Origin of the sequence: Allobosea sp. 117, assembly GCF_000702305.1 — a bacterium.
GTDB lineage: Bacteria > Pseudomonadota > Alphaproteobacteria > Rhizobiales > Xanthobacteraceae > Ancylobacter.
This window is the reverse complement of the sequence record NZ_JNLC01000010.1, coordinates 896,047-918,641: the sequence shown is the minus strand read 5'-3', so window position 1 is coordinate 918,641 and position 22,595 is coordinate 896,047. Positions and strand designations below refer to the sequence as shown.

20 protein-coding genes and 2 riboswitches are annotated in these 22,595 nt (G+C 69.5%); of the genes, 14 read left to right on the top strand and 6 right to left on the bottom strand.

Annotated features, from left to right (window positions below):
- Positions 1-86: 86 nt before the first annotated feature.
- Entirely contained in the window at positions 87-692 is a 606-nt protein-coding gene (locus tag U742_RS0106375; protein WP_029351166.1) for a TetR/AcrR family transcriptional regulator, read from the bottom strand.
- A 60-nt stretch (positions 693-752) separates the two neighbouring features.
- Between U742_RS0106375 and U742_RS0106370 the strand changes: the two genes are divergently transcribed.
- Entirely contained in the window at positions 753-1,634 is an 882-nt protein-coding gene (locus tag U742_RS0106370) for a DMT family transporter (RefSeq protein WP_248310274.1), read from the top strand.
- Positions 1,635-1,656: 22 nt separating this feature from the next.
- Here U742_RS0106370 and U742_RS0106365 read toward each other — a convergent pair whose 3' ends face one another.
- Positions 1,657-2,496, bottom strand: coding sequence for an aldo/keto reductase (locus U742_RS0106365; RefSeq protein ID WP_029351162.1), 840 nt, complete (start codon positions 2,494-2,496; stop codon positions 1,657-1,659).
- A 148-nt stretch (positions 2,497-2,644) separates the two neighbouring features.
- Here U742_RS0106365 and U742_RS0106360 point away from each other — a divergent pair, with 148 nt between their 5' ends.
- Positions 2,645-3,637, top strand: a complete 993-nt coding sequence (locus U742_RS0106360; protein WP_029351160.1) for an NUDIX hydrolase — start codon at positions 2,645-2,647, stop codon at positions 3,635-3,637.
- A gap of 12 nt (positions 3,638-3,649) precedes the next feature.
- Here U742_RS0106360 and U742_RS0106355 read toward each other — a convergent pair whose 3' ends face one another.
- Entirely contained in the window at positions 3,650-4,078 is a 429-nt protein-coding gene (locus tag U742_RS0106355) for a GNAT family acetyltransferase (protein WP_029351158.1), read from the bottom strand.
- A gap of 225 nt (positions 4,079-4,303) precedes the next feature.
- A riboswitch (glycine riboswitch) is annotated at positions 4,304-4,404 on the top strand.
- 2 nt (positions 4,405-4,406) lie between these two features.
- Positions 4,407-4,524: riboswitch (glycine riboswitch) on the top strand.
- A 61-nt stretch (positions 4,525-4,585) separates the two neighbouring features.
- On the opposite strand from U742_RS0106355, the gene U742_RS0106350 reads away from it, so the two are divergent.
- A complete protein-coding gene (locus U742_RS0106350; protein ID WP_029351156.1) occupies positions 4,586-5,878 on the top strand; it encodes a D-amino acid dehydrogenase in 1,293 nt (430 codons plus the stop codon).
- A gap of 189 nt (positions 5,879-6,067) precedes the next feature.
- A complete protein-coding gene (locus tag U742_RS0106345) occupies positions 6,068-6,358 on the top strand; it encodes a GIY-YIG nuclease family protein (protein ID WP_029351154.1) in 291 nt (96 codons plus the stop codon).
- A 98-nt stretch (positions 6,359-6,456) separates the two neighbouring features.
- On the opposite strand, the gene U742_RS0106340 is transcribed toward U742_RS0106345, so the two are convergent.
- Complete coding sequence (locus U742_RS0106340) at positions 6,457-8,742, bottom strand: heavy metal translocating P-type ATPase (RefSeq protein ID WP_038360777.1); 2,286 nt, start codon at positions 8,740-8,742, stop codon at positions 6,457-6,459.
- Between the two features lie 317 nt (positions 8,743-9,059).
- Here U742_RS0106340 and U742_RS0106335 point away from each other — a divergent pair, with 317 nt between their 5' ends.
- Complete coding sequence (locus U742_RS0106335; RefSeq protein ID WP_029351150.1) at positions 9,060-9,335, top strand: metal-sensitive transcriptional regulator; 276 nt, start codon at positions 9,060-9,062, stop codon at positions 9,333-9,335.
- A 199-nt stretch (positions 9,336-9,534) separates the two neighbouring features.
- On the opposite strand, the gene U742_RS0106330 is transcribed toward U742_RS0106335, so the two are convergent.
- Complete coding sequence (locus U742_RS0106330; protein WP_029351148.1) at positions 9,535-10,773, bottom strand: glycoside hydrolase family 5 protein; 1,239 nt, start codon at positions 10,771-10,773, stop codon at positions 9,535-9,537.
- A 210-nt stretch (positions 10,774-10,983) separates the two neighbouring features.
- Between U742_RS0106330 and U742_RS0106325 the strand changes: the two genes are divergently transcribed.
- The 4 genes from U742_RS0106325 (at position 10,984) to U742_RS0106310 (ending at position 15,392) form a co-directional block, all read left to right on the top strand.
- Positions 10,984-12,318, top strand: a complete 1,335-nt coding sequence (locus tag U742_RS0106325; protein WP_029351146.1) for a GntT/GntP/DsdX family permease — start codon at positions 10,984-10,986, stop codon at positions 12,316-12,318.
- A gap of 58 nt (positions 12,319-12,376) precedes the next feature.
- Positions 12,377-13,801, top strand: a complete 1,425-nt coding sequence (locus U742_RS0106320) for a GH1 family beta-glucosidase (RefSeq protein WP_029351143.1) — start codon at positions 12,377-12,379, stop codon at positions 13,799-13,801.
- A gap of 107 nt (positions 13,802-13,908) precedes the next feature.
- A complete protein-coding gene (locus tag U742_RS0106315) occupies positions 13,909-14,178 on the top strand; it encodes an acyl carrier protein (protein ID WP_029351141.1) in 270 nt (89 codons plus the stop codon).
- A complete protein-coding gene (locus U742_RS0106310) occupies positions 14,178-15,392 on the top strand; it encodes a beta-ketoacyl-[acyl-carrier-protein] synthase family protein (RefSeq protein WP_029351139.1) in 1,215 nt (404 codons plus the stop codon). The genes U742_RS0106315 and U742_RS0106310 overlap by 1 nt, the downstream gene beginning before the upstream one ends.
- On the opposite strand, the gene U742_RS0106305 is transcribed toward U742_RS0106310, so the two are convergent.
- The gene (locus U742_RS0106305) at positions 15,393-16,364 is read right to left on the bottom strand and encodes a LysR family transcriptional regulator (RefSeq protein ID WP_029351137.1); all 972 of its coding nucleotides are present in this window, start codon (positions 16,362-16,364) and stop codon (positions 15,393-15,395) included. It abuts the gene before it with no gap.
- Positions 16,365-16,518: 154 nt separating this feature from the next.
- Between U742_RS0106305 and U742_RS0106300 the strand changes: the two genes are divergently transcribed.
- From U742_RS0106300 to purU, 5 genes are all read left to right on the top strand, one after another.
- Positions 16,519-17,769, top strand: coding sequence for a sarcosine oxidase subunit beta family protein (locus tag U742_RS0106300; RefSeq protein WP_029351135.1), 1,251 nt, complete (start codon positions 16,519-16,521; stop codon positions 17,767-17,769).
- Complete coding sequence (locus U742_RS0106295) at positions 17,769-18,044, top strand: sarcosine oxidase subunit delta (RefSeq protein ID WP_029351133.1); 276 nt, start codon at positions 17,769-17,771, stop codon at positions 18,042-18,044. Before U742_RS0106300 ends, U742_RS0106295 begins: the two co-directional genes overlap by 1 nt.
- Positions 18,041-21,004: a sarcosine oxidase subunit alpha family protein gene (locus U742_RS0106290; RefSeq protein ID WP_029351131.1), complete on the top strand. Its 2,964-nt coding sequence runs from the start codon at positions 18,041-18,043 to the stop codon at positions 21,002-21,004. Before U742_RS0106295 ends, U742_RS0106290 begins: the two co-directional genes overlap by 4 nt.
- Positions 21,005-21,014: 10 nt before the next feature.
- Positions 21,015-21,614: a sarcosine oxidase subunit gamma gene (locus tag U742_RS0106285; protein ID WP_029351130.1), complete on the top strand. Its 600-nt coding sequence runs from the start codon at positions 21,015-21,017 to the stop codon at positions 21,612-21,614.
- Between the two features lie 110 nt (positions 21,615-21,724).
- A complete protein-coding gene (gene purU, locus U742_RS0106280) occupies positions 21,725-22,594 on the top strand; it encodes a formyltetrahydrofolate deformylase (protein WP_029351128.1) in 870 nt (289 codons plus the stop codon).
- Position 22,595: the final 1 nt, after the last annotated feature.

The window sequence follows — 22,595 nt, the reverse complement described above, 5'->3', positions numbered from 1 at the left end:
CAGGAAGAGGCAGGCGGCGGATATCCGCCGCAGCGCCTTATCGGGTCAGGACGGCCGCCTGTCGATAGGGTTATACTCACACGCGCTCAGCGAGGCTCCGCACCGGTGGCGCGCTTGAGCATGGCCAGCGTGAACTTGCGGAAGCGGGCGAAGGCCGCCGGCTCGTCACCGGCGCGCGCCCGGATGACCGCACCCTCATAGCCGTCGATCACATGGGCGGCGGTTTCCACCGGATCGAGCGCGGCGTCGACCTCGCCCGCACGCTGGGCCTCGACGATGAGCGCGGCCAGATCTTGCTCCCATGCCGCGAAAACCTCATTCAGCCGGCCGCGCAGCTCGGCACCGAGGCCGGGCGCCGCCTGGGCGAGAACGCCGTAGAGACATCCGGCCGCGTTCGCCTCCGACGTCGTGTCCCGCTCGAGCTGCACGAGATGGCGCTCGATCCGCGCCATCGGGCTCAGGCCGGCGTCGGCGAACAGCTCCTGCCGCTGCTGACGATACTGGTCAGCATAGGCGGCGAGTACTGCGGCGGCGAAATCCTCCTTGCTGGCGAAGAAGTGGTAGAAGGATCCCTTGGGCACCGCGACCGATGCCAGCAGCGGGCCGATACCGGTGCCTTCATAGCCCTGTTCCAGCATCGCCTTCCTGCCGGCCGCGACGATCCTGTCGCGCGTGGAGATCTTGCCATTCATACTAGACGACCGGTCTACTCCAATCTACATATGTTGAAATCGGAACACAGTGAGGCAGCCATGTCCATCATGCGCACGCGTTCGGCCGGCCTCGTCTTCGTGCTTTTCGCCACACTGCTGTGGAGCTCCGTCGGCCTTCTCGTCCGGATGGCCGCGCTCGATTCCTGGTCGATCGTCCTCTGGCGCTCGCTGTTCACTGCGCTGGCTCTCGGACCGTTCTGGCTGATCGCCAGCCGCAACAGGGCGGAGAGCATTCGTGCCACCTTCTCGAAGGCGGGCCTCCTCACCGTCGGGCTCGCGATCGCCGGCAACGTCTCCTATATCGGCGCCCTCCAGCTCACCTCGGTCGCGACGGTCATGACCATCTATGCCGCGCTGCCCTTCGTCACCGCCGCCATGGGCCTCGTCGTACTGCGCGAGCCGCTGAGCCGGCGCTTCGGCGCCGCGGCCGCGCTGGCGACCACCGGCATCGTCATCACGGCCGGCGCCGCGATCTCGGCGACGGATATCGCCGGCATCGCCGTCTCGTTTTTCATGACGGCGAGCTGGGCCGGGCTGCTGGTGCAGGCGAAGAAGCACCCCACGCTCGATCTCACTTTGTTGAGCCTCGTCTCGGCGGCCGGTGCGGCGCTCATCGCCCTGCCACTCGCCCCCATCGGCCTGCCCTCAAGGGATTCTCTGCTGATCTGCGCCCTGCTGGGCGTCCTCACTTCCGGCCTCGCCAACGTGCTGACACTGATGGGCGGGCGCAGCTTACGCTCGGGCGAGACCGGCCTTCTGATGCTTCTCGACGTGGTGCTGTCGCCGCTCTGGGTTTGGCTCGCCTTCGACGAACAGGCCGGGGGATCTGCGCTCCTCGGCGGCGCCCTGGTGGTCGCCGCCGTTGCGGCCTACCTGATCGCCGACGTGCCGCGCCGGACGGCCCGCTGCCCGGCCGCCTGAGCGGTCCGAGCGGCGGCGCGGTTCACAGCATCTCCAGCGAGCGCTTGCGGGTGGGCGGCGGGAACGCCGCATCGAGAACGGCGAGGTCGTCGGCGTCGAGCGCGAGGTCCGCCGCGCCGCGGTTCTCGCGCATATGGGCCGGCTTCGAGGCCTTGGGGATGACGATGTTGCCGGGGAAGCGCAGCACCCAGGCGAGCGCTACCTGATAGGGCGTCGCGCCGTGCTTCTGCGCGATGGCGGCCAGCGCGCCGCCGGTCGGGATGCGGCCCTGCTCGATCGGGCTGTAGGCCATCACCGGCACCTCGTTCTCCTGCAGCCAGGGAATGAGGTCGAACTCGGGGCCGCGCCGCGTCAGGTTGTAGAGCACCTGGTTGACCGCGCAGGCATCGCCGCCCGGCACCTCCCACAGCTCCTCCATGTCGTCAGTGTCGAGATTGGAGACGCCCCAGTGGCGGATTTTCCCTTGAGTCTTCAGGTGCTCGAAGCCGATCACCGTCTCCTCGAACGGCACGCCGCCACGCCAGTGCAGGAGATAGAGGTCGAGCCGGTCGGTCTTCAGCCGCTTCAGGCTGCGCTCGCAGGCGGCGATCACGCCGGCGCGGCTGGCATTGTGCGGATAGACCTTGCTGACCAGGAACACCTCGTCGCGCAACCCTTCCAGCGCGTTGCCGAGGAAGCTCTCGCACTTGCCCTCGCCATACATCTCGGCGGTGTCGACCAGCTTCATGCCGAGCTCGACGCCGAGGCGCACCGATTCGGTCTCGTCCTTCAGGGCGGCCGCGCGCTCGCCCATCATCCAGGTGCCAATGCCGAGCTGCGGCACTTTCTCGCCGCCGGGGAGGGTCACGCGCCTGATCGCCATGCTGGAGGGCCTTTCCATCTCGTTCGTGCGAAGGCGGCATGCCACCGCGCCGCGCGGCGCGCAAGCGTGCTAGATTGCGGCGCCGGCGATTTGCCGGAATCACCGCCGGGAAACAACCCGCCACGCAAGGCTCCGCATCGACCCGCTCATGCCCGCCGCACCGCAGACCAGCATCCTTTCCAGCGACCCGGGCGCCGCCGAGGACAGCCTGTCGATCGGGCTGAGCGCGGTGATCGTCGCGGTGACGGGCGACGATCCGAAGGTGCTGGTCATCCGCCACGCCGGGCGCGAGTCGCTGCCCTCCGGACCGCTGGAGCGCGGGCACCGCACGCTGGAGACCGGCCTGCGCACATGGGTGGAGCGGCAGACCCACCAGGTGCTCGGCCATGTCGAGCAGCTCTACACTTTCGGCGACCGCGACCGCCGCGAGACTGACGGCGAGCAGGCCGCCCGCGCCCTCTCGGTCGCCTATCTCGCGCTGGTGCGCGAAGCACGCCCGGCCGGCGACGCGGAAGCGAGCTGGGAGAGCTGGTACCGCTATTTCCCCTGGGAGGACTGGCGCGAGGGGCGCCCGGCCGTGCTCGACGTGCTGGAGCCGGGCCTGCGCGCCTGGGCGGCGGCGGCACCAAGCGCGGCGCTTGGCGGCATGCGTTCGGAGCGCATCTCGCTCGCCTTCGGGCTCGGCCAGAGCCGCGACGAGGAGCGCGTGCTGGAGCGCTACGAGCTGCTCTACGAGGCCGGCATGGTGGCGGAGGGCCTGCGCGAGCGCGGCCTCGAAGGCGAGCGCGCCTCGACCTTCCTGCCCGGGGTCGAGCTGGCGGTGGATCACCGCCGCATGCTGGCGCTCGCCATCGCGCGGTTGCGCGGCAAGATCAAGTACCGTCCGGTGGTGTTCGAGCTGATGCCGCCGAGCTTCACGCTCGGCCAGCTCCAGCGCACGGTGGAGGCGCTCTCCGGGGTGAGGCTGCACAAGCAGAACTTCCGCCGGCTGATCGAGCAGCAGCGCCTCGTCGAGGAGACCGGCGAGGTGGCGGCGGAGACCGGCGGGCGACCGGCGCGCCTTGTGCGCTTCCGCCGCGAGGTGCTGCTGGAGCGCCCCGCCCCCGGCGTGCGGCTGTCCCCCGCCGGCGGGCGGCGGTGAGGTTGCGGCTCGCTACTCCCGCCCGTCGATCCATTTCGACATGAGGATCCGCGGGGCGACCTCGAAGCCGAGCTTCTCGTAGAAGGCGACGACGCCGACATTGGTCTCGCGCACCATGAGCTGCACCTTGGCGATGCCGCGCTGGCGCAGCCACTCCTCGGCCGCGGCGACCATCTCGGCGCCGACCTGCCGGCGCTGGATCATCGGATCGACCGCGACGTAATAGAGCCAGCCGCGGTGGCCGTCATGGCCGACCATCACAGAGCCAGCGACGCGCCCGCATTCGAGCCGCGCCACCAGCACGTCGGAGGCCGGCCTGCCGCGCGCCATGCGGATATCGGTCGCCGGATCATTGTAGGGAACGGTGAGGCCGCAGGCGCGCCAGAGATGGACCACGGCGCGCTCGTCGGCCTCGCCGGCCGGCTCGATCCTCAATGTCATGCTGGCACCTCCCGTCGGCCACCCGGCGTCCCGGCTTCTATCGCCGGTCCCGGCCGGCTGATAGTCCCTGCCGGCTGCCCCGATTTTCCACAGCCGCCCCACGCGCCCCTCCTCCCGGCGTGCAAAAGCCCGTGAATGCTGGGCTCATGGCCTTCCCATGCGCGTCGCGCATGACGATTGCACTTGAATTCATCGTGCCCGTGTGCGATGCAATAGAGGTCCGATAATGAGTATGCGGGAGAGTTCGACGGCTCTCTCGAGTGCGTCGGCGCCGACGGAGCAACCCCCCAAGGAAACTCTCAGGCACCAGGGACCGCATAGTCAGGACAATCTGGAGAGAGGTGCCGGCGCGGCTTGCCAGGCACCCACCGAAGGGGAAGCCCGAGGCGGCGTGACGGTCTGTTTCCGTTGGTCTCGGGGCGAGCTCTCAGGTACCGCGACAGATTTGGGGACAGCCGGAACGGACGAGTGTCCGATCCTTGTCGTCCTCAAGCGCGGGAGAGCCCCATGCGCCAGCAGTCCGTACCCCACGTAGCCATCATCGGCGCCGGCATCACCGGCGTGACCACCGCCTATGCCCTTTCCGAGAAGGGTTACGACGTCACCGTCATCGATCGCAACCGTTACGCGGCGATGGAGACCTCCTTCGCCAATGGCGGGCAGCTCTCCGCTTCCAACGCCGAGGTGTGGAATTCCTGGGCGACCGTGCTGAAGGGCATCAAGTGGATGCTGACGCCGGACGCGCCGCTGCTCATGAACCCGAAGCCCTCCTGGCACAAATATAGCTGGATGGCCGAGTTCCTCGCCCAGATCGCCAATTACCGCGCCAACACCATCGAGACCACCCGCCTCGCCATCAAGTCGCGCGACTACATGTTCGAGATGGCGGCGCGCGAGAACATCGACTTCAAGCACGAGAAGCGCGGCATCCTCCACATCTACCGCGACAAGGCGAGCTTCGACGGCGCCGCCAAGACCAACATGCTCTATGTCGAGGGCGGCCTCGAGCGCCAGGCGGTGACGCCGGAGGAGATCAGGGCGATCGAGCCGACGCTGCACGGCAACTATTATGGCGGCTTCTACACCCCTTCCGATTCCACCGGCGACATCCACCTGTTCACCCGCGGCCTCGCCGACGCCTGCAAGCAGCGCGGCGTGCGCTTCGTCAACGAGGCGAGCGTCGAGGCGATCCGGCACTTCGGAACCGGCGTCGAGATCACCTGGACCAGCCCGCCGGCCGACGAGAACGGCGTCACCACCCGCGACAGCCTGACCGCCGACGGCCTCGTGGTCTGCGCCGGCGTCGGCTCGCGCGCCATCGCCAGCATGCTCGGCGACCGGGTGAACATCTATCCGGTGAAGGGCTACTCCATCACCGTCATGCTGGATGACGAGGCGAGCCAGAAGGGCGCGCCGTGGGTCAGCCTGCTCGACGACAAGACCAAGATCGTCACCTCGCGCCTCGGCGTCGACCGCTTCCGCGTCGCCGGCACGGCCGAGTTCAACGGCGAGAACCGCGACATCCGCGCCGACCGCATCCGCCCGCTGGTCGACTGGACGCGCAAGCTGTTCCCGGATGTGAGCACCGACCGCGTGGTGCCGTGGGCCGGCCTGCGCCCGATGCTGCCGAGCATGCTGCCGCGCGTCGGCGCCGGCAAGCTGCCCGGCGTGTTCTACAACACCGGGCACGGGCATCTCGGCTGGACGCTCTCGGCGGTGACCGCCCAGATGCTGGCCGAGACGGTCTCCTCCGCCATGCCGGTCGAGCTCCCCGCCGCCTACAAGATGGCGGCGGAGTGAGGCGATAGAGCCTGCCTCCGGCAGATCGTGCTCCCTTGCCCCCCGGATCGGCGCCGCGCTCACGCGCGGCTTGTCTGGGGAACGCGTGTCCCGGACGCCCGAAGCGTCAGCGCAGGGCGAGCCGGGACCCAGCGTGCAACTTCGCCCGCATCGCGGGCGCTTCATGATACCTTCCGGAAGGGAGGGCTCATGGAGCGCTACGCCGTCTACATTCTCGCCAGCGCCCGCAACGGCACGCTCTATGTGGGCGTGACCAACGACCTCGCCCGCAGGCTCACCGAGCACCGCTCCGGCCTCGTGCCGGGCTTCACGCTGCGCTACGGCGTGAGGCGCCTCGTGCATGTCGAATATTTCGCCTCGATCGATGAGGCACGGATGCGCGAGGGACGGCTCAAGAAGTGGCGACGCAGTTGGAAGCTCGATCTGATCGAGGCGGCAAATCCGCAGTGGCGTGATCTCACGGACGACCTGCTCGCTTGAGCCTGCCTTCGGCAGAAGAGTTCCTCCTGGACCCCGGATCGGCGCCGCGCTGACGCGCGGCTTGTCCGGGGAAAGGAACCCGCCTGTACAGCCACTGCCTATAGCCGCATCGCGCGCAGCCTGAGCGCGTTGCCGATGACGCTCACCGAGGAGAGCGACATGGCGAGCGCCGCCATCATCGGCGAGAGCAGCAGGCCGAACACCGGATAGAGCACGCCCGCCGCGATCGGCACGCCGGCAACGTTGTAGATGAAGGCGAAGAACAGGTTCTGGCGGATGTTCGACATGGTCGCCTCCGACAGATGCCGCGCCTTGACGATGCCGGTGAGGTCGCCCTTCAACAGCGTCACGCCGGCGCTCTCGATGGCGACGTCGGTGCCCGAGCCCATGGCGATGCCGACATCGGCTCCCGCCAGCGCGGGCGCGTCGTTCACGCCGTCGCCGGCCATCGCCACCACGCGGCCCTCGCTTTTCAGCCGGGCCACTACCGCGCTCTTATCCTCGGGCGCGACCTCGGCCTCCACCTCGTCGATGCCGAGCCGGCGGGCAACTGCCTGCGCCGTGGTGCGGTTGTCGCCGGTGAGCATGACGACGCGGATGCCGTCCTCTTTCAGCGCGCGCAGCGCCTCGGGCGTGGTCGCCTTGATCGCGTCGGCGATGGCGAAGATACCCGCCGCCTTGCCGTTCACGCCGATGAAGATGGCGCTGGCGCCTTCGGCCCGCAGCTCGTCCGCCCGCGCGGCGAGCGTGCTCGTCTCGATGCCGAGCTCTTTCAGGAAGGCGGCGCTGCCGAGCACCACGCGCTTGCGCTCGACCATGCCATAGGCGCCCTTGCCGACGGGGGAATCGAAGCCCATCACCTTAGGGATGGCGATGCCCTTCGCCTCTGCGGCGGCGACGATGGCGTGCGCCAGCGGATGCTCCGAGGGGCGCTCGACGCCGGCGGCGAGGCGCAGCACCTCTTCGGCCTCGAAGCCCTCCGCCGGCACCATGGCGGTGACCGACGGCTTGCCTTCGGTGAGCGTGCCGGTCTTGTCGACGACGAGCGTGTCGACCGCCTCAAGCCGCTCCAGCGCGGCGGCGTCCTTGATCAGCACGCCGGCCTGCGCGCCACGCCCAACCCCGACCATGATCGACATCGGCGTGGCGAGGCCGAGCGCGCAGGGGCAGGCGATGATCAGCACCGCCACGGCCGCCACCAGAGCGTAGGAGAAGCGCGGCTCGGGGCCGAACATCATCCACGCCGCGAAGGCGAGCACGGCGCACAGCACCACCAGCGGCACGAACCAGCCGGCGACGCGGTCGGCGAGGCGCTGGATCGGCGCGCGCGAGCGCTGCGCCTCGCTGACCATCTGCACGATGCGCGCGAGCATGGTGTCGCGCCCGACCTTCTCCGCCACCATGACGAGGCCACCGGAACGGTTCAGCGTGCCGCCGATGACGCGGTCGCCCTCAGCCTTGGTGACCGGCATGGATTCGCCGGTGACGAGGGATTCGTCGATCGCCGAACGCCCCTCCTCCACCTTGCCGTCGACCGGCACCTTCTCGCCGGGGCGCACCCGCAGCCGGTCGCCGGCGGCGACCTGATCGAGCGGGACCTCCTCCTCGCCGCCATCGGCGTTTATCCGCCGCGCGGTGCGCGGGGCGAGGTCGAGCAGCGCGCGGATGGCGCCGGAGGTGGCGTCGCGGGCGCGCAGCTCCAGCACCTGTCCGAGCAGGACGAGCACGGTGATCACCGCCGCCGCCTCGAAATAGACGGCGACCGAGCCGTCCTCGGCGCGGAAGGCCGGCGGGAACAGGCCGGGCGCCAGCACGGCAACGAGGCTGTAGAGATAGGCGACGCCGGTGCCCAGCGCGATCAGCGTGAACATGTTGAGGTTGCGCGTCACCAGCGACTGCCAGCCGCGCTCGAAGAACGGCCAGCCGGCCCAGAGCACCACGGGAGTAGCGAGGGCGAGCTGCACCCAGTGCGAGGTGCCGGCCGGCACCAAGTGATGCAGCGCCGGGATGAAGTGCGCGCCCATCTCCAGCAGCGCCACCGGCACGGTCAGCACGAGGCCGATCCAGAAGCGCCGGGTCATGTCGATCAGTTCGTGGTTCGGACCGGAATCGAGGCTGACCGTCACCGGCTCCAGAGCCATGCCGCAGATCGGGCAGGTGCCGGGGCCGATCTGGCGGATCTCCGGATGCATCGGGCAGGTGTATTCGGTGCCCTCCGGCACCGCTTCGGCGGGTGCCTTATCGCCGAGATATTTTTCCGGGCTGGCGATGAACTTGGTGCGGCAGCCGGCCGAGCAGAAATAATAGGTGATGCCCTTGTGATCGGCCTTCAGCGTCGCGGTGTGCGGATCGACATCCATGCCGCAGACCGGGTCCTTGGCCATGTGTGGGGCGGGGGCGCCGGGAGCGGCGTGCTGGTGCGAGGCGTGGTCGTGGCCGGCGTGAGCGCCGGGCGCATGGTCGTGGGGCGCATGGTCGTGGTGCCCGCCGCAGCAGGAACCCTGCTCCGCGGCATGGTGGGGGGCATGGTTGGCGTCCGTGCCGTCCGCGGCCTTGCCGCCGCAGCAGGAGCCGCCAGCGTCCTTGCCCGCCCCATGCGCTCCGTGGTGATCGTGCCCGGCCATCGCCCTCTCCTTCACCATACCCTCATGGGGTATCCATCCGGCTTGCGATATATACCCTGTGGGGGTATATGACAAGCATGCAGAACGACACGCGCTCTTCCTGTCGAAAACGCCTGAACCGCATCGAGGGTCAGGTCCGCGGCCTCTCGCGCATGGTCGAGGAGAACCGCTACTGCATCGACATTGTCACCCAGGTGGCGGCGGTGCGGGCGGCGCTCAAGAAGGTCGAGGAGGAAGTGTTGCGCGACCATGTCGCGCATTGCGTCGAGCACGCCATCCGCTCCGGCGACGCCGACGAGCAGCGCCGCAAGATCACCGAGCTGGTGGCGACGCTCGGCAAGGTGAACGGCTGAGCGGGGCCGGAAGCTTTTGCGCGGTCGCTCAGCGCTTCCGTGTCCCGGCCAAGCGCAGGCGAAGCCGGAGCGCAGAGCCGGGATCCAGGAGAGACTCCGCCGCAGGCGCTTCCCTGAAGGAATTCGGCGGCTTCGCCGAGTCTCTCCTGGGCCCCGGATCGGCGCCGCACATCGTGCGGCTTGTCCGGGGAACGAGGGGCTATTCCGGCGCCTTGAGCCCCAGCGAGGCGACGTAGCTGCGGTTCACCGTGGCGTTGGCGAAGCGGGCATTCTCGATATAGGCGCGCAGCGTCTTCGCCACCTCCTCGCGCGGCGGCTTCGGCATCGAGGCCCAGTCGCTCTCGGGCACCGAGCCGAAGGCGGCGATGGCGTCCCAGCCCTCCGGCTTGGCGATGGACACGACGGTGGAGCGGGAATCGAGATTCTTGTAGGTCCAGAAGCTCCAGCCGATGCCGAACTTCTCGTTCATCGCGCGGTATTTCGCGTTCCATTCGTCGGTCAGCTCGCCGGTCTCGCCGAGGAACAGCGGCACGCCCCAGCGATTGGCAAAATTGACGTAGTCCTGCACCTCGCGCCGCTCCGGGCTCGCCCAGAACTTGTGGTAGGTGTAGGCGAGATTGGCGTCGAAGGGCCGGGTGAAGACGCCGAAATTGGTGCTCCACTGCGCCGCCGCCAGGATTACCACATGGTTCGGATCGACCGCGCGGATCGCCTGCGTGATCTCGCGATAGAACGGTTCGAGGCGTGGATTGAGATAGTCGGCGTCGTGATAGGGCGAGATCGGCTCGTTGAGCAGGTCGTAGCCGAGCACCGTGGGCTCGTCCTTGTAGCGCGTGGCGATCGCCGTCCACAGCGCGATGGTCTGCCGGCGATATTCCGGCACGTAGAACACCAGCGGATAGCCGATGCCGTCGTCGTGGTTCACCCCGGTCTGGCCGCCCGGCGCGGCATGGATGTCGAGGATGACCTTGATGCCGGCCTCGCGCGCCCAGCCGATCGCCCGGTCGATCAGCGCCCAGCCCTCGCCGTTCGGGTCGACGCGGTTCGGGTCGGCGGGATCGAGGAAGAACTTCCAGTGGAGGGGCACGCGCACCGTGGTGAAGCCGGCGGCTTTGAGGAAACGCAGGTCGTCGGCGCCGATATAGACGTCGCGGAAATCGTGCCAGAACCGCGCCGCCTCCTCCGGGCCGGCGAGATATTCGATCACCCGCTCGATCTCGCGCGGCGAGCGCTGCACCTTGAACTTGAACATGTAGCCTTCCGGCAGCAGCCAGTTGCCGAAGCTCATGCCCTTGACGAGGAAGGTCGACCCGTCCGGGTTCACGAAGCGCGTGCCCTCCGCGCGGATGAAGCCGGGCGCCGGATCGGCGCGGAGCGGCGTCATGGGGGCGAGGAGCGCGGCGGCGAGGAACAGCAGGCGGAGCGGAAGCGCGATCATGGGGCGGGAAGCTAGCCGCAGCGCCGTGGGGCGGCAATGGGAACGACGCCGCCCTGCCGCCCTACCCGCGCGCCTGTCCTTGTCGGGGACGCCTCAGGATGACGGCGCCCGAGGGGGCAAGCTCCGCGCCCATTCCCGGCCCCGGCGTGACATGCGGCGCTGCACAAGCTAATCCAAGGACCCTCCTCCTCGGCTCAGCATCAGCATCGCATGTCGCTCATCCAAGCCGCCTGGCTGTTCGCCGCGCTCGTCCTGTTCGTGATCGCCACCGCGCGCGGGCACGTGAACGCCTTCCTCGCCCTCATCGTCGCGAGCGCCTTCTTCGGCTTCGGCGCCGGCATGGCGACCAGCCAGGTCGGCAAGTCCTTCGGCATCGGCTTCTCGCAGACCCTGCAGTCGCTCGGCCTCGTGGTGGTGGCCGGCGCGCTGATGGCGGCCATCGCCGACGGCACCGGCGCTACCTCATGGCTGCAGGCGCGGGCGCGCGGCTGGCGGCGGCGCTCGCTCCCTCTTGCGCTGGTCGGCCTCCTCGGCGGGCTCGGCGCCAGCCCGGCGGCCGCCTTCGCGGTGCTCACCCCGCTGCGCCGGGCGATCTCCGGGGACAGCCCGCGCGGCGCGCTCACCCTCGGCCTCGCGCTGTCGGCGAGCCACGGGCTCATCCTGCCGGCACCGGTGATGATCGCGGCGGTGACGATCCTCGGCGCCGACTGGGGCCACGCGCTCACCTTCGGCGTACCGGCGCTGGTGCTGCCTTTCCTCATCGGCGTGGTGTTCGCCCATTTCGCGGCTGATACCGACGCGCCTGCGCCCGAGCCCTTCGCCGGCGCGGCGGATGCGGACAGCTACCACGCGCCGAGGCGTGGTGCGTTCGCACTCGTGCTCGTCACGCTGGTGCTGCTCGGCTTCCTGATCACCGCATCGCTGGGCGACATCGCCTCGGAGCCTTTCGGCGGCGGCTCGAACCGCGAATTCCTGCTGGCCTTCGGCCGGCCGCTGATCCTGCTGCTGGCCGGCACCGGCCTCCTGCTCCTGCTGAGCTGGCATTGGCAGCGCGGTGGCCTTGCCGACGAGGGCTGGGCCGGGCAGGCGCTCGCGCGCGCCGCCGTGCTGGTGCTCGTTATCGGCGCCGCGGGCGGGCTGCAGAAGCTGATCCAGGATACCGGCCTGCCGGAGATGAACGCCGAGCGGCTGCTGGGCTGGCAGCCGATGCCAGCGCTCGCGCTGGTACTGCCCTTCGCGCTCGCCGCCGTCATGAAGACGCTGCAGGGCTCCTCGCTGGTCGCCGCCATCACCGCGGCGGGCATGACGGCGCCGCTCCTCGGCGGCCTCGGCCTCGACGACGAGGCGGGGCGCGCATTGGCCGCACTGGCCGTCGGCGCCGGCGCCATGACGGTGCCGCATATCAATGACGGACTGTTCTGGCTCGTCACCGTCGGCGGACGCATGACGCCGCCGAGCGGGCTCGCGCGGTTCAGCCTGGGGGCCGCGCTGCAAGGGGCCGGGGCTCTCGCGGCATTGTCGCTGCTTCGCGCGCTCGCCGGCTGACCAGTGCCGTTCGAATTGCCGTCCGTTTGGTTCGACCCACCGGGGGATCCGCGTTCCGATGATACGACGCCGTGACCTGCTCGCCGCCGCGGCGGCCGCCACTGCCCTGCCCCTGCTGCCGCGCACCGTGCACGCCGAATTCGCTTTGCCCGAAGCCGAGCTGCCGAAGCTGCCGCGCGGCTTCGTCTGGGGCGCCTCGACCTCCTCCTACCAGATCGAGGGGGCGGTCGCCGCCGACGGGCGCGCCCCGTCCGTCTGGGACGGCTTCTGCCGCCAGCCGGGGCGCATCGCCGACGGCACCAATGGCGACGTCGCCTGCGACCATTACAACCGCTACCGCGAGGACGTCGACCTGCTCGCCGATGGCGGCTTCGGCGCCTACCGCTTCTCCATCGCCTGGCCGCGCGTGATGCCGCAGGGCACCGGCGCGGTGAACGCCGCCGGGCTCGACTTCTACGACCGCCTCACCGACCGGCTGATGGAGAAGGGCGTCACCCCCTGGGCCTGCCTCTATCACTGGGACCTGCCGCAGGCGCTGCAGGACCGCGGCGGCTGGCACAATCGCGACATCGCCTCATGGTTCGCCGACTATGCCCGCGCCACGACGGCGCGGCTCGGCGACCGCGTGAAGAACTGGGCGATGTTCAACGAGCCCTCCGTCCACGCCATCTTTGGCCACGCCTTCGGCAATCACGCGCCGGGCCAGACCGGCTGGGCGAGCTATGTGATGGCCCAGCACCACCAGAATCTGGCGCAGGGCACCGCGATCCGCGCACTGCGCGCCGAGAACCGCGGCTGGAATCTGGGCACGGTTCTGTCGCTGCAGCCGGTGCATCCGGCCAGCGACCGCGAGATCGACGCGAAGGCCGCCCAGCGCTTCGACGCGGCGTGGAACACGGTCAATCTCGACCCGCTGTTCCACGGCCGCTACCCGGAGATCGTCGCCTCCTCCTTCGCGCCGCTGGTCAAGGCGGGCGACCTCGATACCATCAAGGCGCCGATCGACTTTCTGGGCGTGAACTATTACGGGCGCGCCCATATCGTCGACGATCCGGCCTGCGTGCTCTCGGGCGCCAATTTCGGCCCGCTGCCCAAGGGCACGCCGACCACCGCCATGGGCTGGCCGGTCGAGCCGGACGGGCTGGTCGAGGTACTGGCGCGGCTGCGCGACGGCTATGGCAATCCGCCCGTCTACATCACCGAGAACGGCGCCTGCTACGACGACCCGGCGCCGCAGGATGGGAAGATCGACGACGCCCCGCGCGTCGCCTTCCTGCGCGAGCATCTCGCCGCCGCCGGCCGCGCCATCGCGCAGGGCTGCGCGCTGAAGGGTTATTTCGTCTGGTCGCTGCTCGACAATTTCGAGTGGGCGGAAGGCAAGAGGCGGCGCTTCGGCATCGTCCATGTCGACTTCGAGACGCTGGCGCGCACGCCCAAGGCCTCCTATGCCTTCCTGTCGCAGGTGATGCGGCAAGCCGGCTGAGCTTTCCACAGCAGGTTGTCCGAGCGGCACCTGTTTGTGATACGAACGTCAAGAAACTGGGCTTGGGTGCGCGAATCCGCCCCTATCCGGCAACATCGAGCAGGCGCATGCAGACAGACGACCCCCGCGTTTCGGAAATCATCGACTTCATCGCCGGCGACGTCGGCGTCGATCCCGCCCTGCTGACGCCCGCAACCCCGGTGGCCGATCTCGGCATCTCCTCGCTCGACCTGATCGAGACGATCTTCAAGCTGGAAAGCCGCTTCAACATCGAGATTCCGAACGACGGGCCGCTGAACGGCAACGACGTGACGGTCGGCGCGCTGGTCGAGCACGTCGCCGCGCTGCTGCAGGCGAAAGAGGCGAAGCCCGCCTGATGTCCGCCCGCGTCGCGATCACCGGGCTCGGCGCGCTCTCCGCGCTGGGCAATGACGTCGCCACCCACCTCGCCGGCCTGAAGGCGGGAAAGGTCGGCATCGGCGTGACGCAGGCGGTCGACGTCTCCACCATGAAGGCGAAGATCTCCGCCGAGGTGAAAGGCTTCGTGCCGGAAGAGCATTTCGAGCCGCGCCAGCTCGGCCTCGTCGACCGCACCTCGCAATTCGCCGTCGTCGTCGCCCGGCAGGCGCTGGCCGATGCCGGTCCGGCGCTGGAAGGCGTGGCGCGCCACCGCGCCGGCGCCATCTTCGCCGCCTCGGTCGGCTTCCACGCCGTCGACGACAGCTACCACAAGCTCTATGCCGACAAGGCGCCGCGCCCGCACCCCTTCACCGTGCCGCGCGCCATGCCGAGCGGGCAGGTGAGCCATGTGACCATGGATCTCGGCATCCACGGCCCCGCCTTCTCCATCGCCTCGGCCTGCTCCTCGGCCTCGCATTCCATCGGCACCGCCTTCCACATGATCCGCTCCGGCATGCTGGACGTCGCCATCACCGGCGGCGGCGAATCCCAGCTCACCTACGGCATGCTGAAGAGCTGGGAAGCGCTGCGCGTGCTCGCCCCCGAGGCCTGCCGGCCGTTCTCCAAGGACCGCGCCGGGCTCGTCATCGGCGAGGGCGCCGGCGCCGTGGTTCTGGAGAACATGGACCGCGCCATCGCCCGCGGCGCCACCATCCATGCCGAGCTGATCGGCTTCGGCATGAGCGCCGACGGCATGGACATCACCGCCCCCGACATGGCGAGTGCTGCGGCCTCGATGCGCTTCGCGCTGGAGGATGCCGGCCTCGCGCCGGAGGCGGTCGACTATGTCAGCGCACACGGCACCGCGACGCAGCTCAATGACAAGACCGAGACGGCGGCGCTCCGCCACGTGTTCGGCAACCATCTCGGCCGACTGCCGGTCTCCTCGTCGAAGTCGCAGTACGGCCATACGATGAACGCCTCCGGGGCGCTCGACCTCGTCACCACCGTGCTTGCCCTGCGCGAGGGCTTCCTGCCCCCGACCATGGGCTACAACGAGCCGGACCCGGACTGCGACATCGACTGCGTGCCGAACGCCTCGCGTCCGGCGGCGATCGAGGTGGCGCTGTCCTCCAGCTTCGCCTTCGGCGGGCTCAACGCCGTACTGGCGCTCCGGCGCTGGCCGGGCTGATCACGGCTCGACCCGGAACCCCTCGCCTAGCCAATCTCCGACGAGCACACGTCCCGTCTCTGCCTGACCCGTCAGCCGATCGCGGCAGAAGGCGGCGATCTCGCGCGGCAGGCGGCCGAGTTCGTGGCGCCGCGCGATCAGCGTCAGATGCCGGGTGAAGCCCGGCCCGGGCAGCGGCCGGCAGGTGAGCCCGTCGAGCGGCAGCGCGGCCTCGATCAGGCATAGCGGCGTGGTGATGGCGAAGCCCGCCCCGGCGGCGACGCTCGCCGTCACCCCATAGGGCGTGTCGAACTCCAGCCGGCGCGGCAGGTCGAGCCGCAGGCGCCTGAGATGCCGGTCGACCTCCATGCCGGTGCGCGAGCGCGCGGAGAAGCGCACCAGCGGCATCGCGCGCGCCAGCGCCTCCAGATCGGCGGGGCGCATGGGGGCCGGAACGTCGGCCGGCAGTAGCAGAAGATAGGGCTCGGTGACCAGCGGCCAGCGTTCCAGCCCCTCGATCTCCTCGAGGTCGTCGGCGCCGATCAGCAGGTCGAGCTGCCGGGTGAGCAGCGCGCCGGCATGCGAGGCGGTGAGGCCGGAGAGCACCGAGACCTGCTCGGCGAGCTCGTTCAGCCGCCCGGCGAGCGGCGCCATCAGCACCCGCGACAGCGAATCGACGAGGCCGGCGCGCAGGAGCGGCAGCCGGCTGTTCTCGGTTTCGCGCAAGAGTGGGGCGATCTGCCGGGCTTCGGACAGCAGAGCGCTGCCGCGCTGGCGCAGCGCTCCGCCGGCGGCTGTGAGCGCCATCGGCCGGGCGCGGCGGTCGAACAGCGCTACCCCCATGCGCCGCTCCATATCGGCCACCGCCTGCGAGATAGCCGGCTGGGTGAGCCCGAGCCGGCGCGCGGCCTCCGCCATGGTGCCGGCATCGCAGACGGTGAGGAAAAGCTCCAGCGAACGCAGGTCGAAGGGGAGCGTGTCGGGCGGTGCCATGTATGTTTCGGTTCCTCGACCGCCTTCGCCCGCGAAGTCTTGGGCGGCCACGCATATCCGTCATTTCCCAGCAGCGCACACTATAAGCAAAATTTATATTATCTGCCATTCGTCGCCCGGCTATAGCTTCTCGCCTAGTCTCGCGAGCGGCCCCATGCGCTATTCCTTCCTGAGCATCCTCAAGAACGGGCTCACCGGCCAGTCCGGCTGGAAACCGGCCTGGCGCGACGCGGCGCCGAAGCCTTCTTACGATGTGATCATCGTCGGCGGTGGCGGGCACGGGCTGGCGACCGCCTATTACCTCGCGAAGGTTCACGGCATCCGCAACGTGGCGGTGATCGAGAAGGGCACGATCGGTTCCGGCAATGCCGGGCGGAACACCACAATCATCCGCTCCAACTACCTGCTGCCCGGCAACGAGCCCTTCTACGAATGGTCGATGAAGCTCTGGGAAGGGCTGGAGCAGGAGCTCAATTACAACGCGATGGTCAGCCAGCGCGGCGTGCTGAACCTCTACCACTCCGACGCGCAACGCGACGCCTATGCACGGCGCGGCAACGCGATGCGGCTAGCCGGCGTCGATTCCGAGCTGCTGGACCGCGAGGGGGTGCGGGCGATGTACCCCTTCCTCGACTTCGACAATGCGCGCTTCCCGATCCAGGGCGGGCTCTTACAGCGGCGCGGCGGCACGGCGCGGCACGACGCGGTGGTCTGGGGCTATGCGCGCGGGGCGGACCGGCTCGGCGTCGACATCGTGCAGAATTGCGAGGTCACCGGCTTCCTGCGCGAGGGCGACGCCATCGTCGGCGTCGAAACCACGCGCGGGCCGATCCGGGCCGGCAAGGTCGGCCTCGCGGTGGCGGGCTCGACCTCGCGCGTCGCCCGGCAGGCGGGGCTGCGCCTGCCGATCGAGAGCCATGTACTGCAGGCCTTCGTCTCCGAGGGGCTTAAACCCCTGATCGACGGCGTCGTCACCTTCGGCGCCGGACATTTCTACATCTCCCAGTCCGACAAGGGCGGCCTCGTCTTCGGCGGCGACATCGACGGCTACAATTCCTATGCCCAGCGCGGCAACCTGCCGGTCATCGAGGATGTCTGCGAGGGCGGCATGGCCTTGATGCCGCGCATCGGCCGGTTGCGCCTCCTGCGCCACTGGGGCGGCATCATGGACATGTCGATGGACGGCTCCCCGATCATCGACGCGACGCCGGTGCCGGGGCTCTATCTCAATGCCGGCTGGTGCTATGGCGGCTTCAAGGCGACGCCGGCTTCGGGCTGGTGCTTCGCGCATCTTCTGGCAAAGGACGAGCCGCACGAGACCGCCGCGGCGATGCGGCTCGACCGCTTCCGCACCGGCCATCTGATCGACGAGAAGGGAGTCGGCGCCCAGCCGAACCTGCACTGATGCGCATCCCCTGCCCCTATTGCGGCGCGCGCGACGCGCATGAATTTGCCTATCTCGGCGACGCGACGGTGACGCGACCCGATCCGGCGGCGCCGGACGCGGAAGACACGTTCTTCGATTACGTCTATCTGCGCGACAATCCGGCCGGGCCGCACAGCGAATGGTGGTACCACGCCAGCGGCTGCCGGCAGTGGGTGAGGGTCGCGCGCGACACCCGTACCCACGCGATCCTCGGCACCGAGCTGGCGCGCAAGCCTGCGGGAGACGCCGCATGAGCCGCCTCGCCAAGGGCGGTCTGGTCGACCGCGCGCGCGCGCTGTCCTTCTCCTTCGACGGCAAGCGCTATTCGGGACTCGCGGGCGACACCCTCGCCTCGGCGCTGCTGGCCAATGACGTGAAGCTGGTCGGTCGCTCGTTCAAATATCACCGCCCGCGCGGCATCGTCTCGGCCGGGCCGGAGGAGCCGAACGCCCTCGTCGAGCTGCGCGCGGGCGCTCGGCGCGAGCCGAATACGCGGGCGACCGTCGTCGAGCTCCATGACGGGCTCATTGCCGCGAGCCAGAACCGCTGGCCCTCGCTCGGCTTCGACCTCCTGTCGGTGAACGGGCTCGTCGCGCCCTTCCTCGGCGCCGGCTTCTACTACAAGACCTTCATGTGGCCGGCGAGCTTCTGGGAAAAGCTCTACGAGCCGGTCATCCGCCGCGCCGCCGGCCTCGGCCGCGCCGCCGACGGCAATGACCCCGACGAATATGAGAAGGCCAACGCCTTCTGCGACGTGCTGGTGATCGGCGCCGGCCCGGCTGGGCTGATGGCGGCGCGCGAGGCCGCCCGCGCCGGCGCGCGGGTGATCCTCGCCGACGAGGACTTCCTGCCCGGCGGGCGGCTGAACGCGGAAAGCCACACGGTCGGCGACGAGGCCGGCCACGCCTTCGCTGCGCGGCTCGCCGCCGAGCTGGCGAGCAACCCCAAAGTGCGGATCATGACCCGCACCACGGTATTCGGTGTCTATGACGGCGGCACCTATGGCGCGCTGGAGCGGGTCTCCGACCATCTCGCCGAGCCCGCGCCTTTCGCGCCGCGCCAGCGGCTGTGGCGGATCGTTGCCAAGCGCGCCGTGCTGGCGGCGGGCGCCACCGAGCGCCCCATCGTGTTTGGCGGCAATGACCGGCCGGGCGTGATGGCGGCCGGCGCGGTGCAGGCCTATGCCAACCGCTTCGGCGTGGCGGCGGGCAAGAACCTCGCCGTCTTCGCCAATAATGACGAGGCCTGGCGCGCGGCCTTCGACGCGGCGCAGGCCGGCATCGCCGTTTCCGCCATCGTCGATGTGCGCGAGACGATCTCTCCCGCCCTTACCGCAGAAGCGGAACGGCGCGACATCCGCGTGATCGCCGGCGGACAGGTGATCGGCACGCGCGGGAAAACGCTGTCGGGGATCGAGGTTCGCCACGGTGGGACGACGGAGGCGCTCGCCATCGACACGCTCGCCGTGTCCGGCGGCTGGTCGCCCAATGTCCACCTCACCTGCCACCATGGCGGCAAGCCGATTTGGAATGCCGACATCGCCGCCTTCGTGCCCGGCGCGACGCCGCCGGGGCTGAGCGTCGCCGGCGCGGCGCGCGGGCATTTCAGCCTGTCGGGCGCGCTGCGCGACGGCGTGCAGGCGGGCACCGCCGCCGCCTCCGATCTCGGCTTCGCGACGGCGACGCCGGAGATTCCGATCGCGGACGACGCCGAGCCGGCAATCGCCGCCTTCTGGCATGTCGCGGATTCGAAAGGGCCGGCCTTCGTCGACCCGCAGAACGACGTGACCGCCAAGGATGTCGGCATCGCCTTCAAGGAGGGTTTCCGCTCGGTCGAGCTGCTAAAGCGCTACACCACGCTCGGCATGGCGACCGACCAAGGCAAGACCTCCAACGTCACCGGCCTCGCCATCATGGCGGAGCTGACCGGCGCCGGGATTAGCGAGACCGGCACGACGATCTTCCGCCCGCCTTACACGCCGGTCGCCATCGGCGCGCTGGCCGGCCATCACCGGGGCAAGGACTTCCGCCCGACCCGGCCGACGCCGACCCATGAATGGGCGGCCGAGCAGGGCGCGGTGTTCGTCGAGACCGGGCTGTGGCTGCGCGCGCAATATTTCCCGCGCCCCGGCGAAGCCGACTGGCTTACGACGGTGAACCGCGAGGTGAGCGCGGTGCGCGCCTCGGTCGGGCTGATCGACGTCTCGACCTTCGGCAAGATCGACCTGCAGGGGCCGGACGTCGGCGCGTTCCTCGACCGCGTCTACATCAACGGCTTTTCCGCGCTCGCCGTCGGCAAGGCGCGCTACGGGGTGATGCTGCGCGAGGACGGCATGGTGATGGACGACGGCACCACCGCGCGCCTTGCGCCTGAGCACTATGTGATGACCACGACCACGGCGAATGCCGCCAAGGTCTACCAGCACCTCGAATTCTGCCTGCAGGTGCTGTGGCCGGAGCTGGATGTGGCCATCGCCTCGGTGTCCGAGCAATGGGCGCAGATCGCGCTCGCCGGCCCGCGCTCGCGTGACGTGCTGGCCCGTGTGGTCGATGACAGCGTCGACGTGTCGAACGAAGCGCTGCCCTATATGGGCGCGATCATCGGCACGGTGATGGGCGGAATTCCGGCGCGGCTGTTCCGCCTCTCCTTCTCGGGCGAGCTCGGCTACGAGATCGCGGTACCGGCGCGTCACGGCGAGACGCTGGCGCGGGCGCTGATGGCGGCGGGTGCCGAGTTCGGCATCACCCCCTACGGCACCGAGGCGCTCGGTGTGATGCGCATCGAGAAGGGGCATGTCTCCGGCAACGAGCTGTCCGGCCAGACCACGGCGCGCGATCTCGGGCTCGGGCGCATGGCCTCGACCAAGAAGGACTATGTCGGCCGCACCATGGCCGGCCGTCCCGGCCTCACCGATCCCGAGCGGCCGACGTTTGTCGGCTTCAAGCCGGTCGACGGCACGTCGCGCCTGCGCGCGGGCGCGCACTTCCTCAAAGTCGGCGCGCCGGCCGACACCGCGAATGACGAGGGCTACATGACCTCGGTGTGCTACTCGCCGACGCTTCAGCACTGGATCGGCCTCGGCCTGCTGAAGCGCGGGCCGGAGCGGATCGGCGAGCGCGTGCGCGCCTATGATCCGGTACGCGGAGGCGACATCGAGGTCGAAGTCTGCGCGCCGGGCTTCGTCGATCCCGATGGCGAAAAGCTGCGCGGATGAGGTGAGCATCATGACCCATATCCTCGACACGCTCCCGCTCACCCGCCTTCCCGCGCCGGGGAGCTACGGCAGGACGGGCGCTCCCGGCGTCACGGTCGCGCTGCGCGAGGATGTCGCGGCGGCGACACTGGTGGCACGGCGCGGGGCTGGCGTCCGTCTCGCCGACGTGGTCCAGGCGCGCTTCGGCCTCACGCTTTCCGACGGCCCGCGCATGGCGGGAGACGACGCGCTTGCCGTTCTCGGAACCGGGCCGGGGCGCTGGCTGACGCTCGCGCAGACGCGGCCCGGCCTCGCCGCCGAGCTCGCCTCGACGCTCGACGGGCTCGCCGCCGTCACCGACCAGAGCGACGCCAATATCCTGTTCGAAATCAATGGCCCGCGCGTGCTTGACCTGCTGGCGAAGGGCGCGACGATCGATCTCGATCCGGAGGTCTTCCGCCCCGGCGACGTCGCCGTCACCGCTATCGCCCATGTCGGCGTCACGCTGTGGCGGCCGGGCGAGGAGATCGCCTACCGCGCGCTCGTCGCGCGCTCCTTCGCGCCGGCCTTCGCGCGCTTCCTGATCGCCGGCGGCGCGGAATACGGGATCGGCTGGTCGAGGCGAGGTTGACGGCGGCGCGGCGCGCGCTTCCCTCCCGCCGACCTTTTCCGTACAACCCGCCCCGTAAGATGCCGCGCCGCATCGCGCCGCGCCGACGCGGGCATTCCGACGAGACCGACATGACCGACACATCGCAGCATTTCGTCCTCACGCTCTCCTGCCCCAACCGCGCGGGCATCGTCGCCGGCGTCGCCACCTATCTGTTCGAGGAAGGCTGCAACATCCTCGAGGCGCAGCAATATGACGACACCGAGAGCGGCCGCTTCTTCATGCGGGTGGTGTTCAACAAGGTGGAGGGCGAGGCCGACCTCGCCGGCATCCGCGAGGGCTTCGCGGTGGTCGCCGAGCGGCTGTCACTGAAATGGACGCTGCGCCCACGCGCCGAGAAGCGCCGCGTGATGCTGCTGGTCTCCAAGTTCGACCATTGCCTCGCCGACCTGCTCTATCGCTGGCGCATCGGCGAGATCCCGATGGAGATCACCGCCATCGTCGCCAACTATCCGCGCGAGACCTACGCCCATCTCGATTTCGACGGCATCCCCTTCCATTATCTCCCGGTCACCAAGGCGACCAAGATGGAGCAGGAGGCGCAGATCTGGGAGCTGTTCCAGAAGACGAAATCCGAGGTCGCGGTGCTCGCCCGCTACATGCAGGTGCTCTCGGACGGGCTGTCGGCGAAGCTCTCCGGGCGGTGCATCAACATCCACCATTCCTTCCTGCCCGGCTTCAAGGGCGCCAAGCCCTATCATCAGGCGCATGAGCGCGGGGTGAAGCTGATCGGCGCCACCGCCCATTACGTCACCTCCGACCTCGACGAGGGGCCGATCATCGAGCAGGACGTCGAGCGCATCACCCATCAGGATTCGGCCGAGGACCTGGTGCGCAAGGGCCGCGACATCGAGCGGCGCGTGCTCGCCCGCGCGCTCGCCTGGCACCTCGACGACCGGGTGCTCCCGAACGGGCGCAAGACCGTCGTGTTCCGGGACTGAG